18 protein-coding genes are annotated in these 14401 nt (G+C 71.8%); 11 read left to right on the top strand and 7 right to left on the bottom strand.

The window, feature by feature from the left end; translation table 11 throughout:
- Window positions 1-127 precede the first annotated feature (127 nt).
- Together ACRAKI_RS30870 and ACRAKI_RS30865 are read right to left on the bottom strand one after the other, a co-directional pair.
- The gene (locus ACRAKI_RS30870) at window positions 128-340 is read right to left on the bottom strand and encodes an FmdB family zinc ribbon protein (RefSeq protein ID WP_447004004.1); all 213 of its coding nucleotides are present in this window, start codon (window positions 338-340) and stop codon (window positions 128-130) included.
- A 5-nt stretch (window positions 341-345) separates the two neighbouring features.
- The gene (locus ACRAKI_RS30865) at window positions 346-762 is read right to left on the bottom strand and encodes a hypothetical protein (RefSeq protein WP_447004003.1); all 417 of its coding nucleotides are present in this window, start codon (window positions 760-762) and stop codon (window positions 346-348) included.
- 52 nt (window positions 763-814) lie between these two features.
- Between ACRAKI_RS30865 and ACRAKI_RS30860 the strand changes: the two genes are divergently transcribed.
- Window positions 815-1108, top strand: a complete 294-nt coding sequence (locus tag ACRAKI_RS30860; protein WP_447004002.1) for a hypothetical protein — start codon at window positions 815-817, stop codon at window positions 1106-1108.
- A gap of 295 nt (window positions 1109-1403) precedes the next feature.
- Window positions 1404-2162, top strand: a complete 759-nt coding sequence (locus tag ACRAKI_RS30855) for an alpha/beta hydrolase (RefSeq protein ID WP_447004001.1) — start codon at window positions 1404-1406, stop codon at window positions 2160-2162.
- Here ACRAKI_RS30855 and ACRAKI_RS30850 read toward each other — a convergent pair.
- Complete coding sequence (locus ACRAKI_RS30850) at window positions 2138-2404, bottom strand: GNAT family N-acetyltransferase (RefSeq protein ID WP_447008564.1); 267 nt, start codon at window positions 2402-2404, stop codon at window positions 2138-2140. The two genes, ACRAKI_RS30855 and ACRAKI_RS30850, sit on opposite strands and share 25 nt — an antisense overlap.
- A gap of 186 nt (window positions 2405-2590) precedes the next feature.
- Here ACRAKI_RS30850 and ACRAKI_RS30845 point away from each other — a divergent pair, with 186 nt between their 5' ends.
- Window positions 2591-3301 carry an alpha/beta fold hydrolase gene (locus ACRAKI_RS30845; RefSeq protein ID WP_447004000.1) on the top strand — a complete coding sequence of 237 codons (711 nt, stop codon included), beginning with the start codon at window positions 2591-2593 and terminating at the stop codon, window positions 3299-3301.
- Window positions 3302-3441: 140 nt separating this feature from the next.
- On the opposite strand, the gene ACRAKI_RS30840 is transcribed toward ACRAKI_RS30845, so the two are convergent.
- Both ACRAKI_RS30840 and ccrA read right to left on the bottom strand, forming a co-directional pair.
- Complete coding sequence (locus tag ACRAKI_RS30840; RefSeq protein WP_447003999.1) at window positions 3442-4599, bottom strand: chromosome segregation protein; 1158 nt, start codon at window positions 4597-4599, stop codon at window positions 3442-3444.
- Between the two features lie 69 nt (window positions 4600-4668).
- Entirely contained in the window at window positions 4669-5982 is a 1314-nt protein-coding gene (gene ccrA / locus ACRAKI_RS30835; protein ID WP_447003998.1) for a crotonyl-CoA carboxylase/reductase, read from the bottom strand.
- Between the two features lie 223 nt (window positions 5983-6205).
- On the opposite strand from ccrA, the gene ACRAKI_RS30830 reads away from it, so the two are divergent.
- Window positions 6206-6568: an SPW repeat protein gene (locus tag ACRAKI_RS30830; RefSeq protein WP_447003997.1), complete on the top strand. Its 363-nt coding sequence runs from the start codon at window positions 6206-6208 to the stop codon at window positions 6566-6568.
- Between the two features lie 320 nt (window positions 6569-6888).
- Window positions 6889-7479, top strand: coding sequence for a TetR/AcrR family transcriptional regulator (locus ACRAKI_RS30825; protein ID WP_447003996.1), 591 nt, complete (start codon window positions 6889-6891; stop codon window positions 7477-7479).
- Window positions 7480-7497: 18 nt separating this feature from the next.
- Here ACRAKI_RS30825 and mce read toward each other — a convergent pair whose 3' ends face one another.
- The gene (gene mce / locus ACRAKI_RS30820) at window positions 7498-7941 is read right to left on the bottom strand and encodes a methylmalonyl-CoA epimerase (RefSeq protein ID WP_447003995.1); all 444 of its coding nucleotides are present in this window, start codon (window positions 7939-7941) and stop codon (window positions 7498-7500) included.
- A gap of 124 nt (window positions 7942-8065) precedes the next feature.
- On the opposite strand from mce, the gene ACRAKI_RS30815 reads away from it, so the two are divergent.
- The 3 genes from ACRAKI_RS30815 to ACRAKI_RS30805 are packed head-to-tail and all read left to right on the top strand — an operon-like array spanning window position 8066 to window position 10761.
- Complete coding sequence (locus tag ACRAKI_RS30815; protein WP_447003994.1) at window positions 8066-9253, top strand: acetyl-CoA C-acetyltransferase; 1188 nt, start codon at window positions 8066-8068, stop codon at window positions 9251-9253.
- 4 nt (window positions 9254-9257) lie between these two features.
- Window positions 9258-10223: a methylmalonyl Co-A mutase-associated GTPase MeaB gene (gene meaB / locus ACRAKI_RS30810; protein WP_447003993.1), complete on the top strand. Its 966-nt coding sequence runs from the start codon at window positions 9258-9260 to the stop codon at window positions 10221-10223.
- Window positions 10224-10254: 31 nt separating this feature from the next.
- Window positions 10255-10761 carry a hypothetical protein gene (locus ACRAKI_RS30805; RefSeq protein ID WP_447003992.1) on the top strand — a complete coding sequence of 169 codons (507 nt, stop codon included), beginning with the start codon at window positions 10255-10257 and terminating at the stop codon, window positions 10759-10761.
- On the opposite strand, the gene ACRAKI_RS30800 is transcribed toward ACRAKI_RS30805, so the two are convergent.
- Entirely contained in the window at window positions 10758-11612 is an 855-nt protein-coding gene (locus ACRAKI_RS30800; protein ID WP_447003991.1) for an arylamine N-acetyltransferase family protein, read from the bottom strand. The two genes, ACRAKI_RS30805 and ACRAKI_RS30800, sit on opposite strands and share 4 nt — an antisense overlap.
- 114 nt (window positions 11613-11726) lie before the next feature.
- On the opposite strand from ACRAKI_RS30800, the gene ACRAKI_RS30795 reads away from it, so the two are divergent.
- Genes ACRAKI_RS30795 through ACRAKI_RS30785 form a run of 3 tightly spaced genes read left to right on the top strand, consistent with a single transcriptional unit; the run spans window position 11727 to window position 14398 of the window.
- Window positions 11727-12128, top strand: coding sequence for a pyridoxamine 5'-phosphate oxidase family protein (locus tag ACRAKI_RS30795; RefSeq protein ID WP_447003990.1), 402 nt, complete (start codon window positions 11727-11729; stop codon window positions 12126-12128).
- Window positions 12129-12172: 44 nt separating this feature from the next.
- A complete protein-coding gene (locus ACRAKI_RS30790) occupies window positions 12173-13738 on the top strand; it encodes a sensor histidine kinase (RefSeq protein ID WP_447003989.1) in 1566 nt (521 codons plus the stop codon).
- Between the two features lie 12 nt (window positions 13739-13750).
- A complete protein-coding gene (locus ACRAKI_RS30785) occupies window positions 13751-14398 on the top strand; it encodes a response regulator (RefSeq protein ID WP_447003988.1) in 648 nt (215 codons plus the stop codon).
- Window positions 14399-14401 lie beyond the last annotated feature (3 nt).

The following is a 14401-nucleotide window of genomic DNA, read 5'->3' as shown; positions in this document are numbered from 1 at the left end:
GCTGACGGCCTGGGCCGCCCAAGGGCTCTATGGGCTCGGGAGGGTCGCAGCCCGGGAGGGACCCTGCCGGCTTCGGGCCTTCTGCCGGCCCTGAGGGGCCGGTGGAAGGACGCGGTGGGAGGGCTGGTCAGCCGCAGCAGCCGCCGCCGCAGCACCCGCCGCCACCGTTCCCGCCGCCGGCGGGCGCGTCGGCTTTGCCGCCGAGACCGACCATGGACAGCAGCTTCACGGTGTCGCCGTGGCCGTTCGGGCACGGTGCGGGTGCGGAGGCTTCGCTCATCGACCGCTTCACGTCGAAGGTCGACCCGCACGCCTTGCAACGGAACTCGTAGGTGGGCACGTCCCTCATTCTCCCCGTCGCGACGGGGACAGCACCAGCAAGGGCACCCCAACAGCGGACACTGCCGCGAGCAGCGTCATCACCGGCAGGCCGTGGACCCATCCCAGACCTGCGGCGGCCACGTGGGTGCCGGTGAACGTCACCGTCCACGTCCGCGCCTTTGGTCGCAACCACGCCGTCGCCAGTGCGGACGCTGCTGTGACCAGCATCAACATCGTCGTGGCGAGCAGCACGCCCTGCCGGAGCCCGGCCGGCTGACCGATCGGCACGTCGTCCTCGTGGATCACCGGGTGGACCCGACCACCAGGCGAAACGTCCGTCGCCGACGGTTCGATCAGCAGTCCTCGCACCACCGGCAGCAGCGTCACGGCCATTTCGACCATCAGAAGCAGGGTTAATATGACCCGTCGCGACTTGCTCACCCCGTGGACCGTAGGGGATCACCCACGGCGAGCCCGGATACCCTCGCTACCCGTGCCCCGCCGCAACCGCCCGAACCGCCCCGACGAGCCGTCACCCATCGGTGGACACGGCTGGGCGCGCGCGGAGAGCGGCCCGGACGGCGAGTGGCTGGTGCGCACCGTCTCCGGCGCCGCCACCACCAAGACCTACCGCTGCCCCGGCTGCGACCACGAGATCCGCCCCGGCACCCCGCACGTCGTCGCCTGGCCCGCCTCCGACCACGGCTCGGTCGAAGACCGCCGCCACTGGCACCAGGGCTGCTGGTCGTCACGCGGCCGGAGAGGCCCCACGTCCCGTCGTTGGTGACGCTGCGTGCTCACCGCTGTGCTGCTGCGGCTGAGTGCCCGCATGCGCGACGTGCCTGTCCCGAAGGCCAGCCCGCCTGCGCGTGCGCGGATTGCCCGGTCCGCCCGGTGCATGCGGCCTGCCCAGCCTGTGCGGACTGCCGTGCACGTCCGACTGGCCGGCGTGCGTCCTGCGGGTGCGGACTGACTGGCGTGCCCCGCGCATCCGGCCTTCTCGCCCTCCTGCCTCCTGGCTCCCGTGCTGCCTCCTGGCTCCCGTGCCGCTGGCGCGATACGGCGGCCGGCAGGATGTCGTCGTGGCTGACGAAGTCCGGATCAAAGCCGACACCGTGCTCCCGGCACGCCGGGAAGCGGTGACGTTGCGGACCGACGACGGGCTCGCGCTGGTCGGCGAGCTGGCGTTGCCGGCGGACCGGGACCCAAGGGCCACCGTCGTGCTGCTGCACCCGTTGCCCACGCACGGCGGCATGATGGACTCCCACCTCTACCGCAAGGCGGCGTGGCGGCTGCCCGCGCTGGCCGGCTTGGCGGTGTTGCGGTTCAACACGCGCGGCACGGTGAGTGAGGCGGGGCGCAGCGAGGGCGCGTTCGACCACGCCGTGGGGGAGCGGCTGGATGTCGCCGCCGCCTTGGCGTTCGCGACCGATCGAGGGTTGCCCTCGGTGTGGCTCGTGGGCTGGTCGTTCGGCACCGACCTCGCGCTCATGCACGGGTGTGACCCGAGAGTCGAGGGCGCCGTCCTGATCTCACCTCCTCTGCGGTGGAGCGAATCCGATCACCTGCGTGCCTGGGCGCGTGCGGGCAAACCCGTGGTGTGCCTGGTGCCCGAGTTCGACACCTACCTGCCGCCGGCCGAGGCCAGGCAGCGGTTCGGCGCGGACATCCCGACCGCGGACGTGATCGACTTCCCCGGCGCCAAGCACCTCATGGTCGGGCACGCCGACAAGGTGCTGGACGCGATCGTGTCCGCGGCCGTGCCCGAGGTGCCCACGCCGTTGCCGCGCACCTGGTCCGGCCCTCACGAACGCCGTCAAGTGACCATCGTGGCCTCCTGACGCCGCCAGACCTGCACCGGTCCCTCGTCAATCGTGCTGTCGCCCACGTTCGCGAAGCCCAGCTTCTCCGCGACGCGCTGGGAGGGCGTGTTGTCGGGATCGGTGATGATCACCACCGGACGGCCCGGCCGGGCCCGGCTCGCCCAGTCGACGGCCGCGCGTGCCATCTCCGGTGCGTAGCCGCGACCCCAGTGCCGAGGGCGGAACCGGTAGAACAGGTTCAACGTCGGCTCCCCGTCCAGCTCGTGGTGGCGGAGGCCGCCGAAGCCGATGACCTCCCCGGTCTCACGGCGATCGCGGAGCGCACGTCAGCCGGGCCGACGCGCCTCAGCAGGAGGCGGTCGGTCCGGATCTCGTCCGGTCCCGGGTTGGAGGTCATGGGACGAAGGTAGAGACGGGGTCCGACAATTCGGGGTATGGAACCGGGTATGGAGTCTGCGCCGCTAGTCCTGCTGCACGCCTTCCCCCTCGACTCGCACATGTGGGATGGGGTGCGTGACCTGCTGAAACCCATCACACCGGACCAGCGTGGCGGTGGTCGTTCACCCGATCTGATGGTCGTTGCGGACGACGTGCTGCGGGTGCTGGACGAGCGCGGGATCGAGCGGGCGGTGCTCGGCGGGTGCTCGATGGGCGGGTACGTGGCGATGGCCGTGCTGCGGCGGGACCCGTCGCGGGTGGCCGGGCTGGTGCTGGCCGACACGCGCGCCGGGGCGGACACGGACGAGGCGCGGGCGAACCGGTTGACGATGGCGGCACGCGTCGAGGCGGAGGGCGTCGGATGGGTGCCGGACGCCGTGGTGGGTGGGCTGCTCGGGCGTGCGGCGGACGCGGCGGTGGCTGCGCGGGTGCGGGAGTCGATCCTCGGGCAGGACCCGGCGGAGGTGGCCTGGGCACAGCGGGCGATGGCCGCGCGACCCGACTCGACGGAGGTGCTGGCGTCGGTGGACGTGCCGGCGTTGGTGCTGGTGGGGGAGCACGACGCCCTCACGCCGCCCGCGTTGGCCCGGGAGTTGGCCGAGGTGCTGCGGCGTGGGGAGTACGTCGAGTTGCCGGGGGCCGGGCACCTGACGCCGGTGGAGGTGCCGGACGCGTTCGCCTCGGCCGTCCTGGACTGGCGTCACCGCGCCGGCGTGTGACGGCGGGCGTCCTCGCCGGCGGACTCGGGGTGCTCAAGTGCGCGACTCGCGGTGCTTGAACGCGTGGTTCGCGGTGCTCGAGTGCGCGACTCGCGGTGCCTGAGCGGTGAACTCGCGCGGCGGGGCGCGGGCGTCGGGGGTCAGCGCTTGCCGGCGTTGGCCCTGGGGTTGGGGCGGGCGATCTTCTGGGTGGGGCCGTCCGGGGTCGGCTTGTCGGGGTCCGGGGCGGTAGCGGCCGGGGTGGCGGGGCCGGCTGCGGGGGCGGGCGTGCCGGCGGGGGTGGGGGTGCCGGCGGGGTGTTCTTCGGCCAGCGGGTCCAGGAGGGGGGTTACGTCGTGCAGGGCGGTGCGGACGGCGTGCAGCTGCTGCGACAGGCGGTTGCGGAGTTGCCGGAGGGCGTCGACCTTCTGGGTGGCCTGCGCGACGCGGCGGTTGGACTCCTCGGTGGCCTCGCGCACTCGGCGGTTCGCCTCGTCCGTCGCCTCCTGCACGCGGGCGGTGGCCTCGCTGATGGAGTCGTGGCGGCGGCGGTTCGCCTCTTCGGTGGCCTCGCGCACCAGGCGCTGCGCCTCGGCGCTCGAAGCGGCCTGCTCCTGGGCGATCTGGGCCCGCACCCGAGCCGCTTCCTCGGCCGCCTCGCGCAGCCGCCGCTCGGCCTCGCCCTTGGACGACGCCTCCTGCTCGGCCAGCACCTTCATCGACTCGACCCGTCGGGCCGCCATCGCGATCTCGAAGTCTTCCTCGATCGTGTTCCGGCGCTGGAGCGACTCCGCGTCCAACCGCTCGGCCTCGGCCTTCGCCTCACCCACGACCCGGTCGGCCTCGGCGCGCGCCTTCTCCAGCACGCCCCGGTGCTCGGCCTCCATGTCGGCACGCCGCTGGTCGAGCTCCGCGATGAGCTTCTCGTACCGGGTGCGCAGCACCCCCGCGTCGGCCTCGGCCTTGGCCCGGATGTGCCCGCCCTCGGCCTCGGCCCGCGCCTTGATCTCGTTCGCCTCGTCCTGGGCGAGCCGCAGCATCCGCTGCAAGCGCTCGCTCAGCCCCTCCAGCGTGGTCGGGGGCAGCGACAGCCGCTCCACCTGCCCGCGCAGCTCCGCGATCTCCGACCGGGCCGCTTCCAGCTGCCGGGTCAGGTCGTTGGTCTGCGACACCGCCGCGTCGCGGTCGGCCGCGAGCAGGCGCAGGTCGGAGTCGAGGCGTTCCAGGTGGTCCTCGACCTGGGCGCGGTCGTATCCGCGCTTGACGATGTCGAAGCCGGATCCCAGGGGGACGAGGTCACGGTCGTCGGCGAGGCCCATGCCGCTCACGCTACCCGCTCTTGATGTGCGGCCGGCACCTGCCGGCCGCACATCAAGGGTGATTTCGCTTTACACGCCCCGGAATCGGTTGATCCCGGCCAGGTGCGCGGCACGCCGCTCGTGGTCGCGGACGCCGAGCCCTTCCTCCGGGGCCAGCGCCAGCACGCCGACCTTGCCCTGGTGGGCGTTGCGGTGCACGTCGTGCGCCGCCTGTCCGGTGTCCTCCAACGAGTACACCTTGGACAGTGTCGGGTGGATCTTCCCCTTGGCGACCAACCGGTTGGCCTCCCACGCCTCGCGGTAGTTCGCGAAGTGCGAGCCGATGATCCGCTTGAGGTGCATCCACAGGTACCGGTTGTCGTACTGGTGCATGAACCCGCTGGTGGACGCGCAGGTCACGATCGTGCCGCCCTTGCGGGCCACGTAGACCGACGCGCCGAACGTCTCGCGGCCGGGGTGCTCGAACACGATGTCCGGGTCGTCCCCGCCGGTCAGCTCGCGGATCTTCGCGCCGAGCCGCTTCCACTCGCGGACGTCCTGCTCGTGCTCGTCCTTCCAGAACTTGTAGCCCTCGGCGCTGCGGTCGATGATCAGCTCCGCGCCCATCTTGCGGCAGATCTCGGCCTTCTCCGGCGACGACACGACGCACACCGGGGTCGCGCCGCCGTTCAGCGCGAACTGGGTGGCGTACGAGCCGAGGCCGCCGGACGCGCCCCAGATCAGCACGGTGTCGCCCTGCTTCATGTTCGCGCCGTTGGTCGACACGAGCTGCCGGTACGCGGTGGAGTTCACCAGACCGGGTGACGCCGCTTCCTCCCACGTCAGGTGGGCCGGCATCGGCATCAGCTGGTTGGCCTTGACCAGCGCGATCTCGGCCAGGCCGCCGTAGTTGGTCTCGAAGCCCCAGATCCGCTGCTCCGGGTCGAGCATGGTGTCGCTGTGCCCGTCCGGGTGCTCCAGCTGCACGTCGAGGCAGTGCGCGACCACCCGGTCGCCGGGCTTCCACGAGGTCACGCCGGGACCGGTGCGCAGCACCACGCCGGCCAGGTCGGAGCCGACGACGTGGAACGGCTGGTCGTGCCGGCCGCCGTACTTCTTCAGGAACGCGAACGTCGGCATCGGCTCGAAGATCGAGGTCCACACGGTGTTGTAGTTGATGGCGCTCGCCATCACCGCCACCAGCGCCTCGCCGTGCCCGAGCTCGGGCGTCGGGACTTCGTCGACGTGCAGCGACTTGCGGGGATCCTTGTCCTTGGTGGCCTGCCCCTCGAACATCGCCACCTCGTCGGCGTGCACCGTCACGCCCCGGTAACTCTCCGGTACGTCCAGCGATCCGATCGCGTCCAGTTCGTCGGCGAGGATCGCGTCGAGGATCTTCTGCACGAGGTTCCCTCCCAGGTGGGGTGAGCAGGGATGTGGTGGCACCAGGTCCACGCAGGTGGCAGGAGGTTACCCACGGGTAACCGATTCAGAACCCACAGCTGTGAGGCACCGCACTGACTTTTCGCCCGATCGGTTGCCGATCTCGACGCCCTGATTTCTTGACCGGGCGGCCAACCAAGCGGACCATCGGAGGTGTTCCAGTCGAAGGACGGAGGTAGAGGTCATGGCAAAGGCGTGGACCAGGTGGCAGGACTGGGCCGAGGTTGTCATCGGCGCCCTCGTTCTGCTCTCGCCCTTGGTGGTGGCGACCACCGCGGGCGCCATGTGGACGATGATCGTGCTCGGTGCGCTGATCGCCATCGACGGCCTCGCGTCGCTCGCGATGCCCGGGATGGTCTACGGCGAGTGGTTCCAGATCGTCCTCGGCGCGCTGCTGTTCATCTCCCCGTGGGTGATCGGCTACAGCGAGCTGACGGGCGCGTCGTGGGTCTCGTGGGTAGGCGGCGTGCTGACCGCGGCGGCCGGCGCGATGGCGCTCCCGCTGGCGAACGCGGCACACCGCGGCCGGCTTCCGGGAACGGCCTGACTCCCATCCGCACCCGAAGCCCACTCACCCCACCCCCCGCGGATCGCCCGCCCACCACCCCTGCGGATCGCCCGCCCACCCCACCCTGATGGATCGGCCGCCCACCCCACCCTGATGGATCGGCCGCTCGCACCACCCCCGCGAGGTCGCGTCGATCGTTCGCGGCACATTTTCCGACGATCACGCTTTTCGATCGTCGGAAAATGGGTCGCGAGCGGTCGACTTCCAGGCGACCGAGCCGCCGCCTGCGGAGCAGCGGCAATCCAACACGGCAATCCAACACGGCAATCCAACACGGCAATCAAACGCAGGAGGCAGCATTGGCAGAGGACTCGTCGGCCCGTGACCGGATCCTGCGAGCGGCCGAGGAGTTGTTCGCCGAGTCGGGCTTCGACGCCACGCCGACCTCGCGCATCGCCGAACGCGCCGCGGTGCCGAAAGGGCTCGTGCACTACTACTTCCGCCGCAAGGCCGACCTGCTCGCGGCGCTCGTGCAGCGCCTGCCGGACGGCACGGTGGACGCGCGCCGGGTCGTGGTGGTCGGCGACATCGCGGAGAGCCTGCGCAGGCTCGTCGCCGCGCTGGATGCCCGGTTGAACGCATCGCCGCTGCTCAGCCACCTGCTGTGGCGGGAGGCGGACACGCACACGGCGGTCCGCGACGCGCTGCACGAGCGCTACCGGTCCGTGGTGCGGCAGATCCGCAACGTCATCATCGCGGCCGGTGGGGCGGCGGTGGCGGCGAAGGACGTGGACAGCGCCGCCGCGCTGCTCGCGCTCGCGGTCAGCTACCGCCACGCGGTCGCCCGGCACGCGCCGGACGACGACCGGATGGACCTGGAGCTGACCTTCGTGGCGTCCGCGCTCGAACGGCCGGGGCCGCCGGTGCCGGGGCGCCCCGCGCTCGACTGAACCCCCGCTCGGGGGTGTTCAGCGGGACGCGGCCGGCTCCACCAGTTCCACCAGCACGCCGCCCACGTCCTTGGGGTGCACGAAGTTCACCCGGCTGTCGGCCGAACCACGCCGCGGCGAGTCGTACAGGAGTCGGAACCCCTTGGCCCGCAGTGCTTCGGACGCGGCGTCCACATCGGACACGCGGTAGGCGAGCTGCTGGAGCCCCGGCCCGGACCGGTCGATGAACTTCGCGATGGTCGACTCCGGCGTGAGCGGCGCGAGGAGCTGGACGGCGGCGCCCGTGCCGTCGTCGCCCGGCGTGCGCATCATCGCTTCGCGCACGCCCTGCTCCTCGTTGACCTCCTCGTGCGAGACGACCAGACCGAAGTGCTCCCGGTGCAGCGCGATGGCGGCGTCGAGGTCGGGCACGGCGATCCCGACGTGGTCGATGGCCGTGACGAAAGCTCGGATCTCTTCCATGGCAGGAAAGGGTAATGACCGAATCGGTGCAGGTCCTGCTGTGCGACGCCTCACAGGCTACCGCGCGGTAACACTGGGTATCGTGGCGTGTTAACACTCGCTTACACCCGCTGTGGAGGCTGTTGTGTCCGGTTCCGTCATCGTCGCCGGGGCCCGAACCCCGATGGGGCGACTGCTCGGATCGTTGAACGACTTCTCCGGCGCCCAGCTCGGTGGCGTCGCGATCAAGGCCGCCCTGGAACGGGCCGGCGTCGCGCCCGAGCAGGTGCAGTACGTGATCATGGGCCAGGTGCTCACCGCGGGCGCCGGCCAGATCCCCGCGCGCCAGGCCGCGGCGAACGCCGGCATCCCGATGACCGTGCCCGCGCTCACGATCAACAAGGTGTGCCTCTCCGGCATCGACGCGATCGCGCTCGCCGACCAGCTCATCCGGGCGGGTGAGTTCGACGTCGTGGTGGCAGGCGGCCAGGAGTCGATGACCCAGGCGCCGCACCTGCTGCCGAAGTCGCGCGGCGGGTTCAAGTACGGCGACGTGTCGATGATCGACCACATGGCGCACGACGGCCTGTTCTGCGCGTTCGACCAGGTCGCGATGGGCTCCTCCACGGAGAAGTTCAACGCCCGCTACGGCCTGACCCGCGAGGAGCAGGACGCGTTCGCGGCCCGCTCGCACCAGCTGGCCGCCCAGGCCGCCGGGAACGGCGTGTTCGCCGAGGAGATCGCCCCCGTCTCGATCCCGCAGCGCAAGGGCGACCCGGTGCTGTTCTCGACCGACGAGGGCGTGCGCGGCGACACGACGGTGGAGACGCTGGCCAAGCTGCGCCCGGCGTTCGCCCCGGACGGCACCATCACCGCGGGCTCGGCGTCGCAGATCTCCGACGGCGCGGCGGCCGTGGTCGTGATGAGCAAGGCCAAGGCCGAGGAGCTGGGCCTGACCTGGCTGGCCGAGATCGGCGCGCACGGCGTGGTGGCCGGTCCGGACGCGAGCCTGCACGAGCAGCCCGCGAACGCGATCAAGGCCGCGTGCGCCAAGGAGGGCATCGACCCGGCCGACCTGGACCTGGTCGAGATCAACGAGGCGTTCGCCGCGGTCGGCGTCGTCTCCACGCGTGAACTCGGGATCGCCGAGGACAAGGTCAACGTCAACGGCGGCGCGATCGCCCTCGGTCACCCGATCGGCATGTCGGGCGCCCGGATCGCGCTGCACCTCGCCCTGGAGCTGAAGCGCCGCGGTGGCGGCGTGGGCGCGGCTGCCCTGTGCGGCGGTGGTGGTCAGGGTGACGCCCTGATCGTCCGCGTCCCTAAGGTCTAGAGGTGTGGCCCGCACCGTTGACGTAGCAGAACTGGTCGACCGCGCGCGTGAGGGACAACCGCGCGCGGTCGCCAGGCTGATCTCGCTGGTGGAGGACGCCAGCCCGCAGCTGCGCGAGGTGGCCGCGGCGCTGGCGCCGTTCTGCGGGAACGCCCAGGTCATCGGCTTGACCGGCGCTCCGGGCGTGGGCAAGTCCACGTCCACGTCGGCGCTCGTCGCGGCCTACCGCGCGCGGGGCGAACGGGTCGGCGTGCTGGCCGTGGACCCGTCGTCGCCGTTCTCCGGCGGCGCGCTGCTCGGCGACCGGGTGCGGATGGGCGAGCACGCCACCGACCCCGGAGTGTTCATCCGCTCGATGGCCACCAGAGGTCACCTGGGCGGGCTGTCGTGGGCCACGCCGCAGGCGCTAAGAGTGCTGGACGCGGCCGGGTGCGACGTGGTGCTGGTCGAGACCGTCGGGGTGGGCCAGTCCGAGGTCGAGGTGGTCGCGCTGGCCGACACGACGGTGGTGCTGCTCGCGCCCGGCATGGGTGACGGCATCCAGGCCGCGAAGGCGGGCATCCTGGAGATCGCGGACGTGTTCGTGGTGAACAAGGCCGACCGCGACGGCGCCGACCAGACCGCGCGCGACCTCAAGCACATGATCTCCCTGGGCCGCCGGGACCGGGAGGGCGGCCTGTGGCGGCCACCCGTGGTGAAGACGGTCGCCTCGCGCTCCGAAGGCCTGGACGACGTCGTGGACGCCATCGACTCGCACCACGCCTGGCTGGCGGAACGCGGTGAGCTGGAGCGGAGGCGCGCGACCAGGGCGGCCGGCGAGGTCGAGGCGATCGCGTTGGCGGGGCTGCGTTCCCGCATCGGCGGCCTGCGCGGCGCGTCCGCGCTCGAAACCCTCGCCAAACGGGTCGTGGCGGGTGAGCTGGACCCCTACGCTGCGGCTGATCGACTGGTGGAGGGGGTAGGCGGATGACGCCGGAGGACACGACGTCCGTGGGACTCGCGTGAACGAGATCGCGATCCCCTTCGGCAACCGGACCGAGCGGCGGGTCGCGCTCGCGGTGCAGCTCGGGCTGACCGCGTTCGGCGTCCTGCTGATGTTCCTGTCGTACTCCGACGGCCACCTGGCGGCCATGGTGGTCGGACCGCTGGTCGCGCTCGGCGGCCTGGTCGGCGGTGGCATCTGGCGGCGGCGCGCCCGGCCTCGTCGGCTGGTCGTGGAGCCGCACGGGCTGCGTTGGGAGGAGAAGAGCGGATCGTGGACGGTGCCGTGGTACGAGTTGCACGCGGTGGCGCTGTCGCGGACCGGTGACAAGCCGTCGCTGTGGATGCACCTGGCGCCCAGGGACAAGCAGGCGTTCGCCGCCACCTACCGCAGCGTTCCGAAGAACATGTACGGCCACTGGATCCTGCTGGCGGACGAGACCGGCGGCCCCATGCTCGACCTGGCGTTGCAGCGGTTCGCACCCCAGCTCTACCAGGGGTTCGTGCGGCACTTCACCGAGTACTAGGCGGTCTGAGCGGTCGCCTCCGCGAAGCGCGCTTCGTGCTGGGACACGGCTTTGCGCCACAACGGGTCGCGGTCCTCGGCGGGGAGCACCAGGCCGTAGACGTCGGCCAGCGCGGCGAACCAGTCGGCCGGGCGGTCCAGCAGCGTCCTGGTCGTGGTCTCCCCGATCCGGGACAGGGTCAGCGCGCGCAGCACGTCCCGCCCCCCGCCGTCCACCCGCATCACGCAGAACGTGCGGACGAACCCCGACTCCGGTGAGGTGGAGAGGTGCAGGTGCCGGTCGGCGAAGTGGTCCATGCCGGTGACGGGCTCGGGTGCGAAGTCCATGCCCAGGAAGCTGCCCCGCTCGTCGTGCTCCATCCGCCACCCGCCCGGCGCGACCACCGACGGCCGCAGCCCGAACGTGAACGGACCCTGCCGGTACGCGCCCTCCCGCAGCGGCAACGGCGCGTGCAGGCCGAAACCCAGACCGGCGTCCACCAGCCAGGTGTCGTCGGACCCCGGCAGGTCCCGGATCGTCAGCACGAGGTGGTTCCGGTTGATGACCGGCTCGACGTCCCGCGTCAGCTGCACACCGCCGGCGTGCATGGTCACGCGGTAGCCGAGCGCCCGCAGCAGCGCGGCCAACGCCCCGTTCAGGTGGAAGCAGTACCCGCCGAGACCGGACAGCACCCGCGCCACCGAGTCGCGCGGGTCGAGCGACGTCAGCCGACCGAGCTGGATCTCCACCGTCTCGTACGGCACCCGCTCCACGAACGCCTGGTGCAACCGGGTCAGCGCCGCCACGCCCGGCGGTTCGGCCTCGGCCAGACCGAGGCGTCGGAGAAAGGCGGGAACATCGGGTGACGACATGGTGGAAATCCCCCATCCGGGTGGAAGCCGAGGAAGCCGGGACTTCCGACTCTAGGCAAGGACGATCACAGCGCCGAACGTGTCAGTTCGGCGACCGGGGCGCGAAGGGGTGCGATGTACGACTCCGCGGGGCTCCAGGTCCTCTCCCGCGAGGAATGCCTGGAGCTGTTCGACACGGCCGGCATCGGCCGCCTCGTCTACACCGACAAGGCGCTGCCGGTGGTGCACCCCGTCGTGTTCGTGCTCGACGGGGAGTGCGTCGTGCTCCGCGTGCCGGACCGCAGCGCGACCCTCGTCGCCCGGGACACGATCGTGGCGTTCCAGATAGACGACGTGGCGTCCGACCTGTCCCACGGCTGGTCCGTGATGGCGGTAGGCCACATCACCGAGGTCGTCGACGAGCCGGGGCTGGTCCGGCTGCGGCAGTTGCCGCTGGCCTCGCGCGGCTTCGGCGACCACGACCGCTACCTCGTGCTCGACCTGGAAGTCCTCACGGGCCGTCGCATCCCCCAGTAGGACGCGTTAACCTCGGAACCCTCCGAACCGGAGGGTGGTCTCGGGTGCCTGGATCCCCGGACGCGAACGCCGCGGTGCGGTTGGACGGCCTGGTGCGCGAACTGACCGACCGGACCGCCGAGGTGATCGTCTCGCAGGAACGGCTGCACCGGCTCCTGGCCGCGGTCGTGTCCCTGGCCAGCGACCTGTCGCTGCCGGACGTCCTGCGCCGGATCGTGGAGTCCTCGTGCAGCCTGGTCGGCGCCCGGTACGGCGCGCTGGCCGTGGTCGGGCCGAACCGGCAACTGCTGGAGTTCACCTACGGCGACGCCCACCACACCGAGTCCGACGAGCCCGGATCGGTGACGGCGGCGTTCGACCCGGCCTCGCCCGGCTTCCTCGGCGTGCCGGTGCACGTGCGCGGCGAGGTGTTCGGCAACCTCTACCTGACCGACAAGGAGGGCGGCGCCGACTTCACCCGCGCCGACCAGGAGATCGTGGTGGCGGTGGCCGCGGCGGCGGGCATCGCGATCGAGAACGCCCGGCTCTACGAGCAGTCACGGCAGCGCGAGGTGTGGCTGCGCGCGTCCAACGAGGTGACGAACGCGCTGCTCGCCGGCACCCCGGACCGGGACGCGCTGCGCCTGGTCGCGGTGCGCGCACGGCTGGCGGCGGACGGCGTGAACGCCCTGCTGGCGTTGCCCGACGTGCAGGGCGAGCTGTCGGTCAGGGTGCTGGACGGCGAGGACGTGTCGAGCGAGCGCGAGGTGGTCCGGGAGGTGTTCGACAGCGGCCGGGCCAAGGTGCTCGACGGGCTGCCCGACCAGGACCGGATCGGCCCGGTGGTGTTCGTGCCGCTGGCCGCGGGCGACCGGGTGCTGGGCGTGCTGGTGGTGGCGCGCGCCCGGGACCAGCGGGCGTTCGACGCCTCCGACGTGGCGCTGGTGGAGTCGTTCGCCCGGCAGGCCGCGCTGATCCTGGAGTTCACCCGGGCCACCGGCGCGGGACGGCGGCTGGCCGTGCTGGAGGACCGCGACCGGATCGCCCGCGACCTACACGACCTGGTGGTGCAGCGGCTGTTCGGACTCGGCCTCGGGTTGCAGAGCATGAACGGGCTGGTGGAGCAGCCGATGGTGGCCCAGCGGCTGGCGGACTTCGTCACCGAGGTCGACCAGACCATCCGGGAGATCCGGCGCACCATCTTCTCTTTGCAGGAACCGCCCGCCGGCGCGGCCGACCTCCGCGCGCAGCTGCTGAAGGTGGTGCAGGAGTCGGCCCGGCTGCTCGGCTTCGAGCCGTCGCTGACCATGGACGGGCCGATCGACTCGGTGGTGCCCGACCAGGTGCGGCCGGACCTGCTGGCCACCCTGCGCGAGGCGCTGGCCAACACCGCCCGGCACGCGTCGGCGACGAAGGTCGAGGTGGCGGTGGTGGTGGACCGCGCGGCGACGTGGTTGCGGCTGGTCGTGCGGGACGACGGCGACGGCCTGCCGCCCCGGCGCGGCAGGCACACCGGCGGCCTGGTCAACATGGCGGCGCGGGCGGCCAGGTGGGACGGTTCGTGCGAGGTCGAGTCGACCGGCGGCCGTGGCGTGAGCGTGACGTGGTGCGTGCCTTTGGTGTCGGTCTAGGGGAAGAGGGCCATGTCCATCTCGGTGCTATTAGTGGACGACCACGAGATCGTGCGGCGTGGTCTGCAGCAGCTGTTGGCGGTGGAGCCCGACATCGAGGTCGTCGGTGAGGCGGAGAGCGCCGCCGCGGCCGTGTCCGCCGCCGCGTTCCACCTGCCCGACGTGGCGGTGATCGACGTGCGGCTGCCCGACGGCGACGGCGTCACCGTGTGCCGGGAGATCCGCTCCACGGTCCAGCCGCCGCCCGCGTGCCTGATGCTGACGTCGTACTCCGACGACGAGGCGCTGTTCGGGGCGATCATGGCGGGAGCGGCCGGGTACCTGCTCAAGCAGGTCTCGGGCAACGACCTGGTGTCCGCGATCCGCACGCTGGCCGCCGGCGGCTCGCTGCTGCACTCCGGCGTCACCGCGACCGTGCTGCAACGGCTGCGCGGCGGACCGGTCGAGGACCCGCGCTACGCGGCGTTGAGCCCGCAGGAGCGGCGGATCCTCGACCTGATCGCCGAGGGCCTGACCAACCGGCAGATCGCGAACCGGCTGTACCTGGCCGAGAAGACGGTCAAGAACTACGTCTCCTCGCTGCTGCACAAGCTCGGCTTCGACCGGCGGACCGAGGCCGGTGTCTACGCCGCCCGGAGGCGGCAGACCGGGGCGATCTAGCCG

The organism is Saccharothrix isguenensis, assembly GCF_052936305.1.
This window is presented reverse-complemented; position numbering and strand designations above follow the sequence as displayed.